General features: G+C 35.7%; 15 protein-coding genes. 12 read left to right on the top strand and 3 right to left on the bottom strand.

Annotation, left to right across the window (positions count from 1 at the left end; all coding sequences use genetic code 11):
- Nucleotides 1-5: 5 nt before the first annotated feature.
- The 5 genes from uxuA to BUC25_RS07610 all read left to right on the top strand — a co-directional run bounded on the left by uxuA (nt 6) and on the right by BUC25_RS07610 (nt 5224).
- Complete coding sequence (gene uxuA / locus BUC25_RS07630) at nt 6-1100, top strand: mannonate dehydratase (RefSeq protein WP_073201270.1); 1095 nt, start codon at nt 6-8, stop codon at nt 1098-1100.
- The gene (locus tag BUC25_RS07625) at nt 1081-1926 is read left to right on the top strand and encodes an SDR family oxidoreductase (RefSeq protein WP_073201269.1); all 846 of its coding nucleotides are present in this window, start codon (nt 1081-1083) and stop codon (nt 1924-1926) included. Before uxuA ends, BUC25_RS07625 begins: the two co-directional genes overlap by 20 nt.
- Before the next feature lie 42 nt (nt 1927-1968).
- Nucleotides 1969-2610, top strand: coding sequence for a bifunctional 4-hydroxy-2-oxoglutarate aldolase/2-dehydro-3-deoxy-phosphogluconate aldolase (locus BUC25_RS07620; protein ID WP_073201268.1), 642 nt, complete (start codon nt 1969-1971; stop codon nt 2608-2610).
- A gap of 1 nt (nt 2611) precedes the next feature.
- Complete coding sequence (locus tag BUC25_RS07615; protein ID WP_073201267.1) at nt 2612-4117, top strand: GH39 family glycosyl hydrolase; 1506 nt, start codon at nt 2612-2614, stop codon at nt 4115-4117.
- 777 nt (nt 4118-4894) lie between these two features.
- A complete protein-coding gene (locus BUC25_RS07610; RefSeq protein ID WP_073201266.1) occupies nt 4895-5224 on the top strand; it encodes a YrhK family protein in 330 nt (109 codons plus the stop codon).
- Between the two features lie 35 nt (nt 5225-5259).
- Here the strand turns inward: BUC25_RS07610 and BUC25_RS07605 are convergent, their stop codons facing one another.
- Together BUC25_RS07605 and BUC25_RS07600 are read right to left on the bottom strand one after the other, a co-directional pair.
- A complete protein-coding gene (locus tag BUC25_RS07605; protein WP_073201265.1) occupies nt 5260-6132 on the bottom strand; it encodes a superoxide dismutase in 873 nt (290 codons plus the stop codon).
- A gap of 146 nt (nt 6133-6278) precedes the next feature.
- Nucleotides 6279-7457, bottom strand: coding sequence for an ROK family transcriptional regulator (locus tag BUC25_RS07600; protein ID WP_073201264.1), 1179 nt, complete (start codon nt 7455-7457; stop codon nt 6279-6281).
- 315 nt (nt 7458-7772) lie between these two features.
- Between BUC25_RS07600 and xylA the strand changes: the two genes are divergently transcribed.
- From xylA to BUC25_RS07585, 3 genes are all read left to right on the top strand, one after another.
- Nucleotides 7773-9098, top strand: a complete 1326-nt coding sequence (xylA, locus tag BUC25_RS07595; RefSeq protein WP_073201263.1) for a xylose isomerase — start codon at nt 7773-7775, stop codon at nt 9096-9098.
- A 78-nt stretch (nt 9099-9176) separates the two neighbouring features.
- On the top strand, nt 9177-10676 hold the full coding sequence (gene xylB / locus BUC25_RS07590) for a xylulokinase (protein WP_073201262.1): 1500 nt from the start codon (nt 9177-9179) through the stop codon (nt 10674-10676).
- Nucleotides 10677-10795: 119 nt separating this feature from the next.
- Nucleotides 10796-11947: a Gfo/Idh/MocA family protein gene (locus BUC25_RS07585; protein WP_073201329.1), complete on the top strand. Its 1152-nt coding sequence runs from the start codon at nt 10796-10798 to the stop codon at nt 11945-11947.
- Nucleotides 11948-12062: 115 nt separating this feature from the next.
- Here BUC25_RS07585 and BUC25_RS07580 read toward each other — a convergent pair whose 3' ends face one another.
- Nucleotides 12063-13202 carry a family 8 glycosyl hydrolase gene (locus BUC25_RS07580; RefSeq protein WP_073201261.1) on the bottom strand — a complete coding sequence of 380 codons (1140 nt, stop codon included), beginning with the start codon at nt 13200-13202 and terminating at the stop codon, nt 12063-12065.
- A gap of 207 nt (nt 13203-13409) precedes the next feature.
- On the opposite strand from BUC25_RS07580, the gene BUC25_RS07575 reads away from it, so the two are divergent.
- From BUC25_RS07575 to BUC25_RS07560, 4 genes are all read left to right on the top strand, one after another.
- Nucleotides 13410-14078, top strand: coding sequence for a YesL family protein (locus tag BUC25_RS07575; RefSeq protein WP_073201260.1), 669 nt, complete (start codon nt 13410-13412; stop codon nt 14076-14078).
- A complete protein-coding gene (locus tag BUC25_RS07570) occupies nt 14071-15618 on the top strand; it encodes a response regulator transcription factor (RefSeq protein WP_073201259.1) in 1548 nt (515 codons plus the stop codon). The genes BUC25_RS07575 and BUC25_RS07570 overlap by 8 nt, the downstream gene beginning before the upstream one ends.
- Before the next feature lie 10 nt (nt 15619-15628).
- On the top strand, nt 15629-17380 hold the full coding sequence (locus BUC25_RS07565) for a sensor histidine kinase (RefSeq protein ID WP_073201258.1): 1752 nt from the start codon (nt 15629-15631) through the stop codon (nt 17378-17380).
- 273 nt (nt 17381-17653) lie between these two features.
- Nucleotides 17654-19366 carry an extracellular solute-binding protein gene (locus BUC25_RS07560; protein WP_073201257.1) on the top strand — a complete coding sequence of 571 codons (1713 nt, stop codon included), beginning with the start codon at nt 17654-17656 and terminating at the stop codon, nt 19364-19366.
- Nucleotides 19367-19501 lie beyond the last annotated feature (135 nt).

The following is a 19501-nucleotide window of genomic DNA, read 5'->3' as shown; positions in this document are numbered from 1 at the left end:
ACACGATGAGAATGGTCTTTCGCTGGTTTGGTGAAGGTAATGATAGTGTTACACTTCCTCAGATTAAACAAATCCCAGGTGTTGAAGGAATTGTCTGGGCATTGCATGACATTCAAGCAGGGGAAATATGGCCTGCAGAACGTATTCAAGCTATAAAAAAACAAGCAGATGCATATGATTTTCACCTCGATGTAGTAGAGAGTGTTAATATTCATGAATCAATCAAATTAGGTCATAGAGAAAGAGATTATTATATTAATAATTATATAGAAACGATAAAAAACTTAGCTTCGATTAATGTAAAGGTAATTTGTTATAACTTTATGCCGGTTTTTGATTGGGTGCGAACTAATTTATTTGGTTCGTTACCTGATCAATCTACAGCATTATTTTATGAAAAAGCGAAAGTAACAGATATGGATCCGCTAGATTTAGTTAGGAAAATTGCTGCCAATCCGGATTACACGATGCCAGGATGGGAGCCGGAGCGATTGGAAACATTAAAGGACTTATTTGCAGCATATCAGCATGTTACTACAGAAGATCTTTTAGATAATTTAAGATATTTTCTCGAAAAAGTAATTCCGATCTGTGAAGAATATGATATCAAGCTTGCAATACATCCTGATGATCCACCATGGGAGATATTTGACCTCCCTCGTATTGTTACTACACAAGAGCGATTACGAAAAATCGTCAATCTAGTACCTAGTAAATATAACGGTATTACCTTGTGTTCCGGAGCTTTGGGTGTGCGAGAAGATAATGATATCGTAGCCATGATACACGAATTTAAAGATCGTATTCATTTTGCTCATATTCGTAATGTGAAATTATTTGACAATGGCGATTTTATCGAAACGTCACATCGTACCGAGGATGGATCATTACCAATTAACCAAATTGTGCAGGCCTATCATGATATTGGTTTCGCTGGATATGTCAGACCTGATCATGGGCGACATATTTGGGATGAACAATGTCGACCAGGTTATGGTTTATATGATCGAGCTCTTGGGATTATGTATTTGTGGGGGCTATGGGATGCACTGGAATTATCGCAACGAAAGGATGAACACTATGTTACCAATACACACTAATCTATCAAATAAAGTAGCAGTCGTCACAGGCGGGGGTGGTGTTTTATGTGGAGAAATGGCAAAAGAATTGGCACGTCAAGGTATGAAAGTGGCTGTATTAAATCGAACATTAGAAAAAGCTGAAAAGGTAGTTCATGATATTAAGACAAAAGGTGGAGAAGCAATTGCGATAGGATGTGACGTATTAGATCGGGAAGCGGTAGTTGCAGCAGAGCAACAGGTATTCCAGACATATGGTGCTACTGATGTACTTATTAATGGAGCTGGTGGAAATCATCCAGACGGTACTACTGCAGGGGAAAAGTTTAATAAAGAAGATCTGTCCGATCCCTCGATTCGTAGCTTTTTTGATATGACAACGGAAGGGTTTTCATCCGTCTTTAACTTGAACTTTATTGGTTCTTTAATTCCGACACAAATTTTTGCTGAGCGAATGGTTGAACGGAAAACAACCGTTATTAACATTTCTTCGATGAGTGCACCCAGTCCAATGACAAAAGTGCCTGCATATAGTGCAGCAAAAGCCGCGATCAATAATTTTACGCAATGGTTAGCAGTCCATATGGCGGAAGCAAATGTTCGTGTCAATGCCATTGCCCCAGGTTTTTTCTTAACCGATCAAAATCGTCCACTTCTAACCAATGATGATGGCACCCCAACACCTAGAATGCAAAAGATTATTGATCATACACCAATGCGCCGTTTAGGTTCACCAGAAGATCTATTAGGAACATTACTTTGGTTAGTAGATGAAGAAGCGAGTGGTTTTGTTACCGGGACTTGTATTCCGGTGGATGGTGGATTTATGGCATACAGTGGAGTATAGACTGTGATTGAAAACACTAATGTAAAAAGGTAGGTGAACTGGATGACTGTATTATCAAAAATGCTAGATAGTGGTGTAGTGGCAGTGATGCGAAAAACCACTCCTGAAACAATTATTCCAATAGCTAAAGCTTTACGTGATGGTGGGGTTACATCTTTAGAAATAACGGTCGAAACACCTAAAGTGTTAACTTTAATCGATAAAGTAAAAAACGAATTAGCGGACGATGTAATGGTTGGTGCTGGTACCGTATTAGATGCTGAAACTGCTCGGGCGGCATTGATGGCTGGTGCATCATTTATATTCTCTCCCACTGTCAGAAAAGAAACAATTGAAATGACGAAAAGATATGGTGCTGTTTCGGTTGCTGGTGCGTTTACTCCAACAGAAATATTAACTGCATATGAGGCAGGAGCAGACATGATTAAAGTGTTTCCTGCTAGTGTGGTCGGTCCAAGATTTTTTAAAGATGTAAAAGGACCACTTCCACATATTCCGTTAATGCCAACAGGTGGGATTGATGTTAATAATACAAGTGAGTATATTCAGGCAGGAGCGGTAGCAGTAGGTGCTGGAAGTACCCTAGTTAAAGCAACGGATCATATAACAGATTCTTATTTAGCTGATTTAACAGAGAAGGCGAAATTATTTATACAGGCCGTAGAAAAAGGGAGGAATAACTAAGATGTCTGAAATTCAGGTAACGGGAGAGAATCCACGAACTTTTCCCGCACATTGGAAGAAATGTATCGGTACAGGGCGTTTAGGACTTGCATTGCAAAAAGACTATCTGGACCATTTAAAAACAGTACAAAAAGAGATTGGGTTCTCTTATATCCGTGGCCATGGCTTATTACATGATGATATTGGTATTTATCGTGAAATCGAAGTAGACGGGGTAAAAAGACCGTTTTATAATTTTACATACATTGACCGTATTTTTGATTCTTTCTTAGACTTGGGTTTAAAACCTTTTATTGAAATTGGCTTTATGCCTAAATTGCTTGCCTCCGATCAACAAACCATTTTTGCATGGGAAGGGAATGTCACTCCACCAAATGACTATCAAAAGTGGAGGGACTTAATTAAAGCTATTACCCAACACTTTATCGAACGGTATGGGGTGAAAGAGGTATTAACATGGCCCTTTGAAATTTGGAATGAACCAAACTTAGTCAATTTTTGGAAAGATGCGGATAAAGAAGCGTATTTCAAATTATATAAGATGACAGCAGAAGCGATTAAATCTGTTCATCCTGAAATTGAAGTAGGGGGACCGGCTATTTGTGGGGGATCAGATCATTGGATTACAGATTTTCTGTCTTTCTGTAAAACAGAAAATGTACCAGTGGATTTTGTATCACGTCATGCATATACATCAAAACCTCCACATAAAGTGACACCAGATTACTATTATCAGGAATTGGAAGAACCAGAAAAAATGCTGCAGGAATTTGAAAATGTTCGTCAAATGATTAATGATTCGGATTATCCTGATTTACCTTTTCATATAACAGAATACAATACATCGTACAGTCCGATTAATCCAGTACATGATACGACATTAAACGCTGCTTACCTTGCTAAAATTTTAAGTGAAGGTGGCGAACATGTTGATTCCTTTTCTTATTGGACATTTAGTGATGTATTTGAAGAGTTAGATGTACCAAAAGCACAGTTCCATGGTGGATTTGGTCTGATGGGGTTAAATCATATTCGAAAGCCTACCTATCATTTATTTGCCTTTTTCAATCGCTTAGGCGCGAAGCTGCTATATCGTGATGACCAACTGATTGTGACGGAAAAAGAGAATGGTGATATTGTAGCTATTGTTTGGAATCTAGTGATGAATAAAGGCGAAAAGCATGATAGGAGCTTATCTGTTCAATTACCAGTTTCTAATGGTTTGTATTTTACCTCAACACAATCGATCAGTGAAAAACATGCAAATCCATGGAGAGTATGGAAGGAACAGGGCCGCCCGCGTTTTCCATCAAAAGCACAAGTGGATACACTTAAGCAAAGTGCGATACCATATTTTGAATCTTCTCAAACGGAGGTCACCAGGGATCAATTAACTCTTCATCTAACATTGACAAAGAATGAGGTTCGCTTATTGGAAATAAATCGTGTAAACGATGAGACAGATACATATCTTGGTTTAGATGATCATTTGATTGATACATATTAAAAACTTGTAAAGATTTTTTTAGTAAAGTCGAAGTGATAAAAGTAAATCACTTCGACTCTTTATTGTAAAAAGACCAGTCATTTTTTCTTAAGAATAAGCCCCAACATGCTGCACATAAGGAAGAAACTGCGACATAGCTGAAGTGGTAATTTTGAAACCAGTAGTGTGCTAACATATCGCTCCGGCCGATTACTTCGCTTTCCGCGGGGACGGCTTCAGCTAATTTTATTTTAAAAAATTAGCTGAAGCTCGACCTGTTCCTGCCGGAGTCTGCGCAATCGGCCTCCGCTATATCACAAATTCTACAGAGTTTGTGATAGGTAGCATTTTGAGGTGTTACTACAATCTACCTATTATTAAAATGATAGAAATACCAATAAGCTTACTAGTGCTAGCGTTGTAAAGCACAAATTAGCGAAGGCGTCCGCTTTCACTCCTATGGGATGTTTTTATCCGAAGATCCACTTTGGTAAGTGGTTTTTGCTTACCAAAGTTAGCTGAGAAGAAAAACCCGTGAAAAGGGAAGCGGACAAGCCGTAGCGGCTGTTAAGCACATAATCTCTTTCAAAATTACTACAATTCAAATAAACATACTGCACAGTATCCTGTTTATGCGCAAGGTGGCAAAGGGTTGTGAGGATTATGTTGTTCTTTTCAATAGACAGAGTGTTTAGACGCTTAGAGATTAAATAAATTGTGCAGGTTACTATCGAGATGTTTTATTCTATTAATAACGGTTATAGATCAGTATAATAAGATTTAGTAGGAGGTTTTTTAATGACTCAAGTAAACAAGAAGCATAACGACCAATCTGTTCGTAATCACTCACGTGAAGGTTATGTTAATTGCCAAATGAAAAAGCATAGCCGCTTCTACAAACATATATATAATGTGATATATACTGTAAATGATATTATAATTGCAATTTGGTTTATTATTGGAAGTATTCTGTTTTATTTTGAATCTATTAAAACATACGGAGTGACGCTTTTTGTATTAGCTAGTTTCCAACTTTTAATAAAACCTACTATTCGATTAATACACGAAGTGAGAGCGAAAAAACATTATGGCGAAGAATATGATCGAAAAAATGCAAATTCTTACTAAATTTTATCTGAATTTCTTATTCATTTCACTAACAATTAATACAAATCCCACTTTACATGTCGTGCTTTGCTGAATCGATCATTCACGTTATCCCAATCAACTACATTCCACCAATTATTAATATAGGATGCTCTATCGTTTTTGTGCTGGAGATAGTAGGCATGCTCCCATACGTCTAAAACTAATAATGGTATGGTGTCTGGAACCTGAAATAATTGATGTTTTTCAAAGGATTGAATTGCTAATTTTCCACTTCTTGGTGACCACAATAATGCAGCCCATCCATCACCTTCAACTGAATTAGCAACCTCAGTGAATAGACCTTTGAAATTTTGCCAAGACCCAAAGTCCTTTTTGATTTGGGTTAAAATATCACCTGATGGCTTTTTTTTGCTGGTTGGCGTCATATTAAACCAGAAGATCGTGTGCAAATAATGACCAGATCCATGAAAAGCCTGTTCTCGTAACCAGTGTTTTAGTGGTTCTTTACCTTTTTTTTCCGTATATAATGCTTCTTCCGCTTTATTTAAACCATCAACATATGCCTGATGGTGTTTGGTATGATGTAACCGCATGATTTCCTCGCTAATATAAGGTTCTAATGCATTGTAGTTATAAGGAAGCTCTGGTAATTGGTGTTTACCGTATGGTATGCTGTCTTTCTTCTGAGGACGCCTTATTTCTTGAATGATATTTTCACCATCTAATCTTATAGCCTGTATTCTTTGATAATCTAAATTCTCTTCTTCTTTGCTTAACAGTTCATAAATATCTTCTTGCCATATTTCGACTTGTTGAATGGCATGAAGTTTTTCTTCTTCAGATATGGAAGATTCCTGCAATTTATTTTTTACCTTTTCTCCCCATTCAACTAAACCATTTAGATATTGTTGGTATTCTTTATCCATGACATCACCCCATGTAGCTTATGTGGAACATCATAAGGAAGTGATAATTAAAATAAAAAAATGGAATAAAAAAGAAGAAACAGCAATTCTTGCTTAATGCTGTTGCTTCTTTGATTTGACCAAATTATGACATATATGCAAAAAAGTTAATTTCTTACCAAAACATCATTCCCACTTGCCTTAAAAAATTGCTCGATATTAAATGCTGCCATTCCCATCACGGTAGAATGTTTCTTTAGTTTAGCAACATTCAACTGCACATCGTTCTTATTAAAACCAATGGCATTTTTTTCAATTCTTTTTTCAATAGCTGGCATAATGTATTTTTCAGCTAGTTGAAGCGTGTTTCCTACTACGACCTGTTCAGGATTAAAAATATGAATGATGTTAGTAATGCCTACACCCAGATAGTCACCTAATTGTTCTAGTAATTTAATTGCTTTCGATTCACCATTGTTTGCTGCTTCTACAATGTGGTCGACAGAAGCTGCATGATACCCATTTTTTTCTGCCTGTTCTATCAATGCTTTTTCTGAAGCATACAGTTCCCAGCAACCTTTATTCCCACAACGACAATCCACTCCATCTTTCTCGATCGTCATATGCCCAAGCTCCCCTGAGAAACCACGTAACCCTTTATATAACTTGCCATCTAAAATGAGCCCCACACCGATACCAACACTTACACTGGCATAAACTAACTCTGTTGAGAACTGACCTGCACCATAGACTTTTTCACCGTATGCACCAGCATTTGCTTCGTTTTCTACTATAATGGGAACTTGATAATGTTCGGAGAGCATTTTTCTTAGAGGTACTCTTTTCCAACCTAAGTTAGGAGCTAATAGTATTTCTCCTTCTGTTGTGACAACACCGGGTACCCCAACACCAATACCAACAATACCATATTCAGAAGCAGGAGCATTTGATTTTAATTCACTAATTAATGTGTATAAAAGGTGTAACACTTCATCAACGTTATCATTTTGGAAACGAATTCTCTTTTCATAAATAATGTTGCCACGTAAATCAGTTAATACACCTAAAATGCTTTTTACGCCTAAATCGACAGAAATAGTATAGCCTGCTCTTTCATTTAGTAACAACATTACAGGTCTTCTGCCACCACTGGACTCACCTGTTCCAGATTCATTTATTAACTTTTCATCCATTAATTCACTGACAAGCGAAGAAACAGTTCCTTTATTTAAACCTGTTACCTGAGCAATGCTGGCACGAGAGATAGGGGCTTTTTCTTTAATTGTTTCTAACACAAGTGCCTTATTTTCTTTTTTTACGACATGTTGATTCCATGTTTGACTCATCGTATTCACTCTTTTCCAGATCCGTATTCAATTAATCACGGTGTAATCGTCCGTAAAACCCCACTTCAAGAGTCGAGCGAAAGCAAAGATGCTAAGTGGGGATAAACGGACGCTAACTTCCTGATAAGTTTCGCTAGCAATTAGCGGGAGTTTTAAACTCGCGCTGATTGAAGTCTTACTTTATTAGGACTATTCTAACACAATTTCATAAATAATTCTATAATCTTTGTTTATTGACTAGACAAACTTTACGAGAGTTGATATAATAATCACGAATTAAATTAACCTAATAAGGTAATGTGGAGGTATGAATAAATGACATGGTTTGAAAACGTTAACAAGATTCAGTATGAAGGACCGCAGTCAAAAAATCCGTTAGCATTTAAATTTTATAATCCAGATGAAATAATTAACGGGAAATCAATGAAGGAATATTTACGTTACGGTGTTGCATATTGGCACACGTTTACTGCTCCATTGGACGATCCATTTGGTTCAGGTACAGCACTTCGTAATTGGGACAAATATGATGGAATGGATCAGGCGAAAGCGCGAGTAGAAGCAGCTTTTGAATTCTTTGAAAAGTTAGGTGCAGAGTATTTCTGTTTCCACGATGTAGATATCGCACCTGAAGGCGACTCTCTAAGAGAAACATATAAAAATCAAGATACGATTGTTTCTTTAATTAAGGATCATATGAAAGATAGTAATGTTAAATTGCTTTGGAATACAGCGAATAACTTTACGAACCCTCGTTTTGTGCATGGGGCAGCATCTTCTAGCAATGCAGATGTTTTTGCTTATGCAGCAGCAAAAGTGAAAAAACAATTAGAAATTGGTAAAGAACTTGGTGGAGAAAACTATGTATTCTGGGGTGGCCGCGAAGGTTACGAAACACTTCTTAATACAGATTTAGGTTTAGAACAGGACAACCTGGGCCGCTTCTTCCAAATGGCAGTTGACTATGCGAAGGAAATTGGCTTTGATGCACAATTCTTAATTGAGCCAAAACCAAAAGAGCCAACCACACACCAGTATGACTTTGATTCTCAGTCAACACATGCATTCCTATTGAAATATGGACTTGCAGACAAATTCAAGTTAAACATTGAAGCAAACCACGCAACGCTTGCAGGTCATACATTTGAACACGAGCTTCGTTATGCACGTGTAAATGGACTATTAGGTTCTGTAGATGCAAACCAGGGGGATCCATTATTAGGATGGGATACAGACGAATTCCCTGCAGACATTTATTCGACAACACTTGCAATGTATGAAATCATCAAAAACGGTGGACTTGGATCAGGTGGTTTAAACTTTGATGCAAAAGCTCGTCGTGGATCATTTGATCAAGATGATTTATTCCATGCACATATCGCTGGTATGGATCACTTTGCAGTAGGTTACAAAGTAGCTAGCCAATTAGTCGAAGATCGCGTTTTTGAAAATATTATCGATGATCGTTATGCAAGCTTTAAAGAAGGTATTGGTAAAGATATCGTAGAAGGAAAAGCAGACTTTAAATCACTTGAACAACACGCGTTGAACTTGAAAGAAATTAAAAATAAATCAGGTCGCTTAGAAGTAATCAAAGCTACGATTAATCAATACTTATTAAATGCATATGCAGGTAAATAATTAAAATCCTAGAAGACTTAGCTAGAAATATCAAGGCTAAGTCTTCTAATTCATTAAATTGAAATGTGAGGTGTCACGATGAGTTATGTAATTGGTGTCGATCTTGGCACAAGTGCTGTAAAGTTGTTATTGGTTAACAAATCAGGAGAAGTCGTTCAAGAAGTGTCAAAAGATTATCCTTTAATACAAGAAAAAACAGGCCATTCGGAACAAAAGCCTGAAGACTGGGTAGAGCAAACAGTAGCAGGCTTAAAAGAACTTGTGGAACAATTTAAGGGGAATGTTTCTGAAATAGAAGGGTTAAGTTTCTCTGGACAAATGCATGGATTAGTATTGCTTGACGCTGAGAATAAACCACTCCGCAATGCAATTCTGTGGAACGACACTCGTACAACTCCTCAATGTAAAGAGATTTATGACAAAGTAGGAAAGACTAAATTTATCGATATCACTAAAAATTTAGCACTGGAAGGTTTTACATTACCAAAGATCTTATGGGTGAAAGAAAATGAACCCGATTTATTCGCCCAAGCCAAAACTTTTGTTTTACCAAAAGATTATGTGCGCTACCGTTTGACTGAAACCCTGCACATGGATTATTCCGATGCAGCAGGTACTAGTTTACTAGACGTTGCCAAAAAAGAATGGAGTCAAGAAATTTGTGATTTATTAGATCTGCCAATTTCAATCTGTCCTCCATTAGTAGATTCACATGAGAATGTAGGTAAAATAACTTCAACTATAGCTGATCAAACTGGTTTATCAACAGACACCGATGTTTTTGCAGGTGGCGCGGATAATGCGTGTGGTGCGATTGGTTCAGGGATTTTATCAGAAGGAAAAACGTTTGCCAGTATTGGAACATCTGGTGTTGTTCTATCCTACGAGCCAACTGGCGATAAAGATTACCAAGGGAAAGTGCACTACTTCAACCATGGTGAAGAAGATGCATATTATGCAATGGGTGTAACTCTGGCAGCTGGTCATAGCTTAAATTGGTTTAAGACTACATTTGCTTCTGATAAAAGCTTTGAGGAACTTTTAGACGGAGTGGGAGATGTACCAGTGGGTGCAAATGGTCTTCTTTTCACACCATATGTTGTAGGCGAGAGGACACCGCATGCAGATTCACAAATTCGTGGTAGCTTTATCGGAATGGATAGCTCACACACCATCAAGGATTTTGCCCGTTCGGTATTAGAAGGAATTACTTTTTCTTTAAATGAATCGATTGCTATTTTCAGAGAAAATGGTAAACAAATTGATACAATATACTCTATTGGCGGGGGAGCGAAAAACCCTGATTGGTTACAAATGCAGGCAGATATTTTTAATGCTAACATTGTAAAGCTAAAGAGTGAGCAAGGTCCTGGAATGGGCGCTGCAATGCTAGCGGCATTTGGGTCTGGATGGTTTTCTTCACTAAAAGACTGTGCGGATACCTTTTTAGAAGATGCTGAAACTTATCAGCCAATTTCTGCCAATGTAGAAAAGTATCAGCAACTTTTTAACTTATATAAGAATGTCTATACACAAACAAAAGAATTAAATCATGATTTGATGAAATTTAGAAAGTAGAAAAAGAAGAAGAGGATATATCCAAAAAAACGTGGAATATCCTCTTTGTCTTTGTTAAGCTACAGTAGTAGGTGGAAGTGTAAGGGTTTTCTTTAATGACAAAAGAAAGGACGAATCGAATGTTAAATGTAGCTATTATTGGTACAGGGGCTATATGCCCTTCTCATGTAAAGGGTTATTTGAACTTTCCTAGTAAGTGTAAAATTGTTGCGTTATGTGATATTTACCCAGAAAAAGCACAAAAAGTTAAAGAAGAGTTTCATTTAGACGTTAACATTTATGATCATTATCAAGACCTCTTAGAGAAGGAAGATGTTGACTTAATTTCAATTTGTACGCCGCCATACACACATGCTGAAATAGCGGTTGGATCATTAAATGCAGGGAAACACGTATTAGTGGAAAAACCAATGGCTTCTTCATTAGAAGAGTGTGATTTAATGAATGAAGCGGCAGCAAGAAATCAAAAGTTGTTATCGGTAGTCGCTCAAAATCGATTTACAACACCAATGATGAATTTAAAAAATGTATTGGATACTAAGTTAATCGGTACTATTTTGCATACACAGGTAGATTCCTTCTGGTGGCGGGGCCATAGCTACTATGATTTATGGTGGCGAGGGACATGGGAAAAAGAAGGTGGTGGCTGTACGCTAAACCATGCTGTACATCATATCGATATTTTTCAGTGGATGCGAGGTATACCGACCGAAGTTACTGCTGTGACAAGCAATACCGCCCATGATAACGCAGAAGTAGAAGATATCTCGATTGCAATTGCTCGTTATCCTGATGGCAGTTTGGCACAAATTACAAGTTCGGTTGTCCACCATGGTGAAGAACAACAACTTATTTTTCAAGGTGAGAAGGCTCGAGTGTCTGTTCCATGGAAGGTAAAAGCATCCCTTTCTAAGGAAAATGGTTTTCCTGAGGATAATAATGAACTCGAGCAAAAATTAACAGAAGTGTTTGAACATCAAGCTGACCTTGAATTTGAAGGACACCCAGGCCAAATTAATAATGTGATAGATGCGATAAATGGAAAATCGCAGTTATTAGTGGACGGTTTACAAGGGCGTCAAACTTTAGAACTAATCACAGCAATTTATCAGTCTGCTAATATGAAACAGACGGTAACCTTACCTTTGACAAAGAAAAGCCCTTTTTATACGAGAGAAGGAATCCTATCCTCTGTACATCACTTTTATGAGAAAGGTAAATCAGTAGAAAATTTCACCAGCAATAACATCACAACAGGTGGAAATTATTGAATAAACAATGAGCCTGTGACAGAAATGATTGGGTAAAATTAAAATCCGAACGATGTAATTCTAAGTTGAATTTTACATTCGTTCGGATTTCTCAGTTGTATAAACTATCGACTAATTATTGTGGCATCCAAATTTTGAAATTCCCACTCAGTGCCAACAAGCTAAAGAAGTATAGGCAGTTATCGTAATACCTGCGATCACCGGTTCTTACCGGTGTATCCCAGAACAAATCAACACATTTCTTTGCGTTTTCTCCACTTGTTGAAAGTGAGGCCATAGCATTTGTTGCAATTAAACCTACAGGGTGTAGAGACTTCTCATCAAAGGCTTCACCTGCAATATTGTATCGACGGTAATCCTCTGGGTCTTTATCAGCAAAGAATGCTTGTAATTTTTCATTTACAACTACTGGGCATGCGTTATCTCGAAACCATTCATAATCTAACGCAATATTACAAGCCACACGATAAGAATCACTAAAAAAATGACCAAATCCCCTAATGTGATTAGGTGTACCATCATAGAATGCATATTCAGGAGATAAACCTGTTATTGGATGCGCTGCTTTTGCGATGTATTGCCTGCTTGCCTCTGCAGCTTTCTTCCAAAAAGTACGATCCTCTTCATAACTCCATAATGCAAAAAGTTCATAAAAATGAGGTATATGGTAAGAAGGATCCGAAAATTCCACACTGGGAACAAACTTAATTAATTTGTTATCAGGGTTCCACATGGGATACCCATCATTATTTTTTCCTTTATGTACACAGTCTCGGAGTAGATCTTTTGCATGTTTACTATATTGATAGATTCCTTCTCCGTCTCCCCATCGGTGGGATGCAAAAAATAGAGCCAAGGCAAAATATTCTTCTCCATCCGGTGCAGGACCATATGCGTTCTTTGTACCATCTGGAGCGCAAGACCAAGCGAAATATCCCGCATTTTCACCTTCCTCCATGTACATATATTTCATGGACCAATTCCAAATACGGTCAAATATTTCTTTCTCATTCATTTGCACTGCCATCATCATGCCGTACGACATCCCCTCCGTACGTACGTCATCGTTTCCAGTATCAAGCATATACCCTAAATCATTTCCAACTGAATAATAGATCTGTGTATCAGGATGATCGGATTGAAATAACATCTCCCAAGTTTGTTTCACCTTGGCATCGATTTTTTCTTGATTAAAACCGTATTCTAATAATAGGTTTCGATAACTATTACTCTCAAATGCTGACAATTTTTTCATGAATATCCTCCTTTAGGTTCTCAAATTATCTCGGTGATGATATAATAAAATATGATCATACTAGTTTTAAAAGGAAAATTGTATCTAAAATATCATCTTTTTTCTTAACACTTATAGTATAATATAAAAAGTATGTTCGATGAATAAACAAAGTAAATTTTTTTCTTCGAAAAGTAAAGCGTTTACATAAAAGGGGTGGATTAATAAATGAAATCAGTTAACACAAATGGTTTTTATAAATTCTTAGAATGGTTAATGTGGATCATGTATCTTAATATACTTTGGATTATTTCTACTTTAATCGGGTTCGTTATATTTGGTTTATTTCCAGCTACTATGGCATTAATCACAACCATACGAGAATGGCACATAAAAGAAGAGATTTCTTTTCATAAATCTTATGCAAGGGCATATAAGGAATATTTTCTAACATCTAATTTAATCGGAATTTTATTTTTAGTGGTAGGTTATGTTATTTTTGTTGATTTTCAATGGATAATACAACATACTAGTACGTTTCAATTTCTATTTCTAGTTGTATTATTAATTCTAACTGTCATCTATTTAATTTTAGTATTGTATACGTTTCCGGTTATGGCACATTTTGATCTGAGAATTGGTCAAGCGATTAAGCATGCCATTATTATTGGAGTTTTCAGTCCATTAGTTACCCTTGGTATTGGGATATCATTATTTTTACTATATCTTCTATGGCGGTTTATCCCTGGTCTGTTTCCTGTAATAGGTGTTAGTATTTCTGCTTATATTATTACGAGATTATCTATTATTGCGTTTGAACGATTTGAAGTAAAACAACAAAAACTGTTTGAAAAAGAAAAAAATCCTGTAAAGAAAGGGGAGCAAAGTCATGTATAAGGTTTATTTAGTAGATGATGACGTTTATGTAAGAAAAGGGATTAAAACATTGATCGATTGGGAAACGTATGGGTTTTCTATTTGTGGAGAAGCAGATAATGGTGAAGATGCCTTGGCAGATATTAAACAACTGCAACCTGAACTTATTTTAACTGATATTAGAATGCCTGTTCTCGATGGTTTAGATCTCATTAAATGTACAAAGGAATCATTGACTTATTCTCCTTATTTTATTGTCATTAGTGGTTATACTGATTTTAAATATGCACAACGTGCTTTGAGGTATGGTGTGAAAGACTTTATTTTAAAGCCTGTAGATCAAGAAGAAATTCATCAAACATTGGATAGAGTTGCAAATGCTATTCAAAAGGATTCAGAGTCTCGACATATCCAAGATAAAATAGAAGTAATGACAGAAGTGAAAAAAATATTATTTGATGAATCATGCAATAAGAACAAAAATTATCATCACCCGTTTTTTTCTGGTGAGACGTATACGTTTGTAAAAGCTGAATTCAATAGTATGGATATTGACTACCAAAGTTGTTTCACAGCAATTGAGAAAGAATTATTAACATTAAAAGGGCAAGAACACTATGTTTGGTTTGAAGATAATGTGAATTGTTTTGGACTGGTTATAAATAATCATTTCTTAAAGGCTAATAATCTTACATTCAGACAATTCTTAACACAGCAATATAACATTTATACCACACAATTAAATTTGGATATTAACTTGTATAGTGGAAATACAGTTGATGGAATTGAGTCAATATCCATGTCATATAAAGCAGCAAAGAAATGTGTGCAATTCAAATATTTATTCAATAAGCAAATCATAACAAATGAAATGATTGAGGATAAAGATGTATATTTTATTGACCTTGACCAGTCTTACTATGATGACATGTTAGAGTTTATTGAAGAAAATAATCAAAAGAAAATCGAAGAACAGTTAGTTAAAATGATAGAGACATGTCAGGAAATGAATTTCGCTAAGGATGCCTTTCGTACAGTGATTAACCGTTTAAATCATAAAATATTAAAATCTATAAAAGAAGTGGATGGAAATGAACAAGAGATTTCTACATTAAAAGAGATGTTAGAATGGGAAGAATTTTCATTAACTTTAGACCAACTAACAGACTTGTGGTTACAATTTATCAAAGAAGCTACTATGTTATTAGCAAATTTAAATCAGAATAATATGAAGGGAACCATATATCAAATAAAGAAATACATTCATTCTCATTTTGATCAACCAATTACTTTGAAGTCAATTGCTAATAAATTTTATATGAATCCGGTGTATATGGGACAGCTGTTCAAAAAAACGTATGGCATTTATTTTAAAGATTATATACTTAGTGTAAGAATGGATGAAGCAAAGAAACTGTTAAGAAAAACAGACCTGAAAGTCTATGAAGTAGCAGAAAAAGTAGGTTTTACAAATCCTGATTATTTTGTGACACAATTCGAAAAAAACGTGGGGACGACTCCATCACAATATCGGAAAAAATTAATGGAGCAGATAAGTTAGAAGGTTGTATATGAACAAAATACATCTTAACGATATCAGGATAAAGAATAAATTATTATTAATCTATATGGTCTCTGTTTTTTTACCTATTGTTTTAACCAATGTTATTTTTTATCATGTTACATCTGAAAATGTACGTAATCAAAAAATTCATGACAACGAACTTGCTTTACGTCAAGTTACAAATGGCTTTAAGCAAGGAGTAGAAGATGCTGCTGGTATAGCTTCTGTTCTATATTCGGATGCGTTTGTATATGAATTTCTTGATAAAAATTATGAATCACCTTTAAATTTCATTCTAGCGTATAATACTCATTTTCGAGATATTAATAAGTTTACACCCGTTTATTCTTCCATAAGGTCAATTCATTTATTTACAGATAATCCAACGGTCATCAAAGCTGGTGGTATATACGATATTAATGAAGAAGTAATCAATACTCACTGGTATCAATCGACTTTAGAAGATAGGAATAAATACCCGGTAGTTACAAGGCGAACAGAGGATGATGGTAGGTTAGAACAGTTTGTAGTCGTAAGAGCGCTGGATTCAAACGCATCTGTTACAAATGAGAAAGTGATAATGATAAATCTCAATGACCGTTTTATTCATCAGATATTTGCAAATGAAACTTTTGAAGGCGAACTATTTTTATTAAATGAGAATAATACTATCGAATACACAACGGATAATTCAATTCAGTGGCAATCAGATTATATCCCGTTCACCAGCATTGATATTCCTGACAATGCAATAGTATTAGAAGAGTCTTATCAAATGCAATATATGTCCGACTGGAAATTAGTTGGGGTAATTCCTGAAGATCAATTGTTGACCGAAGTACAAAAGTCTTTACCTTCCATTCTATACTTAGCATTATGGAACTTTGTAATACCATCTTTATTTATCGTTTATCTTGCAGGTAATATTCATTTTCGTTTAAATACGATTGTCAAAAAAATGAGAAGAGTAAAAGACCAAAATTTCGAACTTATTGAAGGTAAGCCGTATAAAGATGAGATAGGAGTATTAACTACAGAATTTAACCGAATGTCAAAAAAAATAAAAGACCTTATTAATGATGTATACATTGTGAAAATTCAAAAAAAGGATTTGGAAATTCAAAAAAAAGAGACGCAATTAAAAGCATTACAAAGTCAAATAAATCCCCATTTCTTATTTAATGTATTAGAAACCATAAGAATGAGAAGTCTTTTAAAAGAAGAAATGGAGACTGCTGATATTATTCGAAATATGGCCCAATTACTTAGAAACTCGATAACATGGGATAAAGATTTTGTAACCGTCAAAGAAGAAGTTCAGTTAATTCAAGCGTTCCTGGAAATTCAAAAATACCGCTTTGATGAGAAGATGCAATATGAGATCCACTTGGCAAGCCGGGCAGAACATATCTTAATACCAAATATGACCATTATTCCATTTGTTGAAAATGCTAGTATCCATGGAATTGAGCCTCTTAAAAACAATGGAAAAGTTAAAGTTTATATTGAGATAAAAGATAAACATTTAGAATGTATCATTGAAGATAATGGAGTAGGGATGACAGAAAGCAAATATCAAGAAATTATGCAATCCTTAAACATGGATGAGATAGCCGGTGAAAGTATAGGAATATGTAATGTTTATCAGCGATTAAGAATGTATTATGAGGAACACTTCACTTTGAATATTACGAGAAATAAAAAAGAAGGAATAACAATTCATTTAAAAATACCATTAAATATGGATAAAGAAATGTAGTTCGGATCTTGAACTACATTTCTTTTGCGAATGGAGCTAAAACCTCTAGAATAGGGTCGGAGTGTTAAACTTTATCTGAACGAAAGTTTTTTTATGGTTATTAATACCTGATTTTAAAGTTCTAATTTATACTTTTTGAAGATACACTATATTTTTCAAAGTATCATCTAAACTTTGGTGGGTAACAATCACATGAAATTCGAGATAAAATGAAAGTGCTTACAAAAAGTGGGCATTAAGAAAAAATTTAGAGAAGAAAGGGGAATTAGTTTTATGGGTTCGAGAAAGAAATGGTGGTTGTTAAGCATGTTAGCCGCACTATTTTTGGTTCTGGCAGCCTGTAGTGGTGATAGTGAAGAAGCAGGATCGAGTGACGACAATGGTAATGATGGAGGAGACGATGCTTCCTCTGAGGAGGACAGTGGAGAAGTTTTCACATATGACTACTTCGATGCTTCTGGTCCTGGAGAAGATATAAACACATCAGAAACAGAATTAGGAAAGATGTTTGAAGAAGAAACAGGTGTTAATTTTGACATCGAACATATCGTAGGTGATGTGAACCAGAAAATAGGAACAATGATCGCCAGTGGGGAATATCCACACTTATTAAATGCAGAACAATCTACAGATGCTGTAATCGATGCAGGTGGATTTATACCATTAAACGATCTTTTGGAAGAGCATGCTCCTAATATTATGAAAATGTATGGTCCTTATTTAGAACTAATGAAACGTGACGATGGTAATATTTATGTAATATCATCGGGAGCTGCGCATGGTTACAAAAAACCAGCAAACCTAAATCAAGGTGCTTGGTTTATCAAACGCGATGTACTTAGAGAATTAGGATACCCACAACCAAAAACTTTAGATGATTTCTTTAGTATTGTAGAAGAATATACTGCTGCAAATCCACAAATTGATGGTGCAGATACTATTGGTTTTACTGCTTTAACACATGACTGGAGATTTTTCGCACTTTCAAACCAGCCTATGCATTTAGCAGGATATCCAAACGATGGTGGAGCTCTTATTGATATGGATACTCGAGAAGCAGAAGTTTATCAAAACAAGGAGATAACGAAAAATTGGTTAGAAAAGCTGAACGAAATAAATGACAAAGGCTTATTTGATCAGGAAGCATTTACTCAAAATTACGATGAGTATCTGGCAAAGATTACTTCAGGAAGAGTTGTCGGATTTTTTGATTATCGTTGGCAGGCAGCTCAAGCATTAGATACATTAGATCAAGATGATGACATTTATAACGATTACATGGGATTCCCAGTAGTTTTTGATGAAAATGTTAAGGACCAGTACTTGGATCCAATTGGTTTTACAGCTTCTCCAGGTATGGGGATTACAGTTGGTACACCAGAAGAGGATCAAATACGTATTATTAAATATTTAGATCATATCGCAAAAGAAGAAACACAGAAATTAATTACTTGGGGTATCGAAGGAGAAACATATGAAGTAGACGATGATGGTCGTTATTATCGTACAGAAGAGCAAGTAGATGAAACATCTCTTACAGAATTCCGTGATAGCTTTGGCTTTACTTATTTTGAATGGGGTTGGCCAAGAATGAATGGTATGTATGAAGATGGAAATGCTGTAGAACCTCCGAAACAGGAAGAAGTTGCCAGCATGATGTATGATGAAGGGGATCAAGAATTCCTGGATGCATATGAAATTGAAACATTTACAGGGTTGTTCTCTGAACCTGATGAGCGTCCTTGGTATCCAGCATATGATGCACCAATTGAAACAGGTTCTGATGCGCAGCTTTATGAGCAGCAATTAGATGATTTAATGAAACGAAAATACCCAGAAATTATTTTCTCTGCTCCAAGTGAGTTTGACTCACAATGGGAAAGTTATCTAGGTGAATTTGAAGGACTTAATCCAGAAGCATACGAAGAAGTCATAACGAATTTTGTTCAAAAGAAAGCAGAGCTTGTAGAAAGTAGTAGAGAATAAAAATTAATAAAAAAGGAAGGCTGTCTCAACAGCCTTCCGCTTTTTAAAAATGAACCAGAATTTTGTTGTTTTCGGACCATTCTTGTAGAATATACGGTTCGTTCATTAGGCAATCAGTTGATTGCCTAATGGTCC

This window comes from Gracilibacillus kekensis (assembly GCF_900143085.1).
Lineage (GTDB): Bacteria > Bacillota > Bacilli > Bacillales > Amphibacillaceae > Gracilibacillus > Gracilibacillus kekensis.
This window is presented reverse-complemented; position numbering and strand designations above follow the sequence as displayed.

What these genes read in the sequence shown, in the direction of transcription:
- BUC25_RS07585 (WP_073201329.1), top strand. Translation starts at nt 10,796, where the DNA reads ATGTTAAATGTAGCTATTATTGGTACAGGGGCTATATGCCCTTCTCAT.
- BUC25_RS07570 (WP_073201259.1), top strand. Translation starts at nt 14,071, where the DNA reads ATGTATAAGGTTTATTTAGTAGATGATGACGTTTATGTAAGAAAAGGG.
- BUC25_RS07605 (WP_073201265.1), bottom strand. Translation starts at nt 6,132, where the DNA reads ATGGATAAAGAATACCAACAATATCTAAATGGTTTAGTTGAATGGGGA.
- uxuA (WP_073201270.1), top strand. Translation starts at nt 6, where the DNA reads ATGAGAATGGTCTTTCGCTGGTTTGGTGAAGGTAATGATAGTGTTACA.
- BUC25_RS07615 (WP_073201267.1), top strand. Translation starts at nt 2,612, where the DNA reads ATGTCTGAAATTCAGGTAACGGGAGAGAATCCACGAACTTTTCCCGCA.
- BUC25_RS07610 (WP_073201266.1), top strand. Translation starts at nt 4,895, where the DNA reads ATGACTCAAGTAAACAAGAAGCATAACGACCAATCTGTTCGTAATCAC.
- BUC25_RS07575 (WP_073201260.1), top strand. Translation starts at nt 13,410, where the DNA reads ATGAAATCAGTTAACACAAATGGTTTTTATAAATTCTTAGAATGGTTA.
- xylB (WP_073201262.1), top strand. Translation starts at nt 9,177, where the DNA reads ATGAGTTATGTAATTGGTGTCGATCTTGGCACAAGTGCTGTAAAGTTG.
- BUC25_RS07600 (WP_073201264.1), bottom strand. Translation starts at nt 7,457, where the DNA reads ATGAGTCAAACATGGAATCAACATGTCGTAAAAAAAGAAAATAAGGCA.
- BUC25_RS07620 (WP_073201268.1), top strand. Translation starts at nt 1,969, where the DNA reads ATGACTGTATTATCAAAAATGCTAGATAGTGGTGTAGTGGCAGTGATG.
- BUC25_RS07565 (WP_073201258.1), top strand. Translation starts at nt 15,629, where the DNA reads ATGAACAAAATACATCTTAACGATATCAGGATAAAGAATAAATTATTA.
- BUC25_RS07580 (WP_073201261.1), bottom strand. Translation starts at nt 13,202, where the DNA reads ATGAAAAAATTGTCAGCATTTGAGAGTAATAGTTATCGAAACCTATTA.
- BUC25_RS07625 (WP_073201269.1), top strand. Translation starts at nt 1,081, where the DNA reads ATGTTACCAATACACACTAATCTATCAAATAAAGTAGCAGTCGTCACA.
- BUC25_RS07560 (WP_073201257.1), top strand. Translation starts at nt 17,654, where the DNA reads ATGGGTTCGAGAAAGAAATGGTGGTTGTTAAGCATGTTAGCCGCACTA.
- xylA (WP_073201263.1), top strand. Translation starts at nt 7,773, where the DNA reads ATGACATGGTTTGAAAACGTTAACAAGATTCAGTATGAAGGACCGCAG.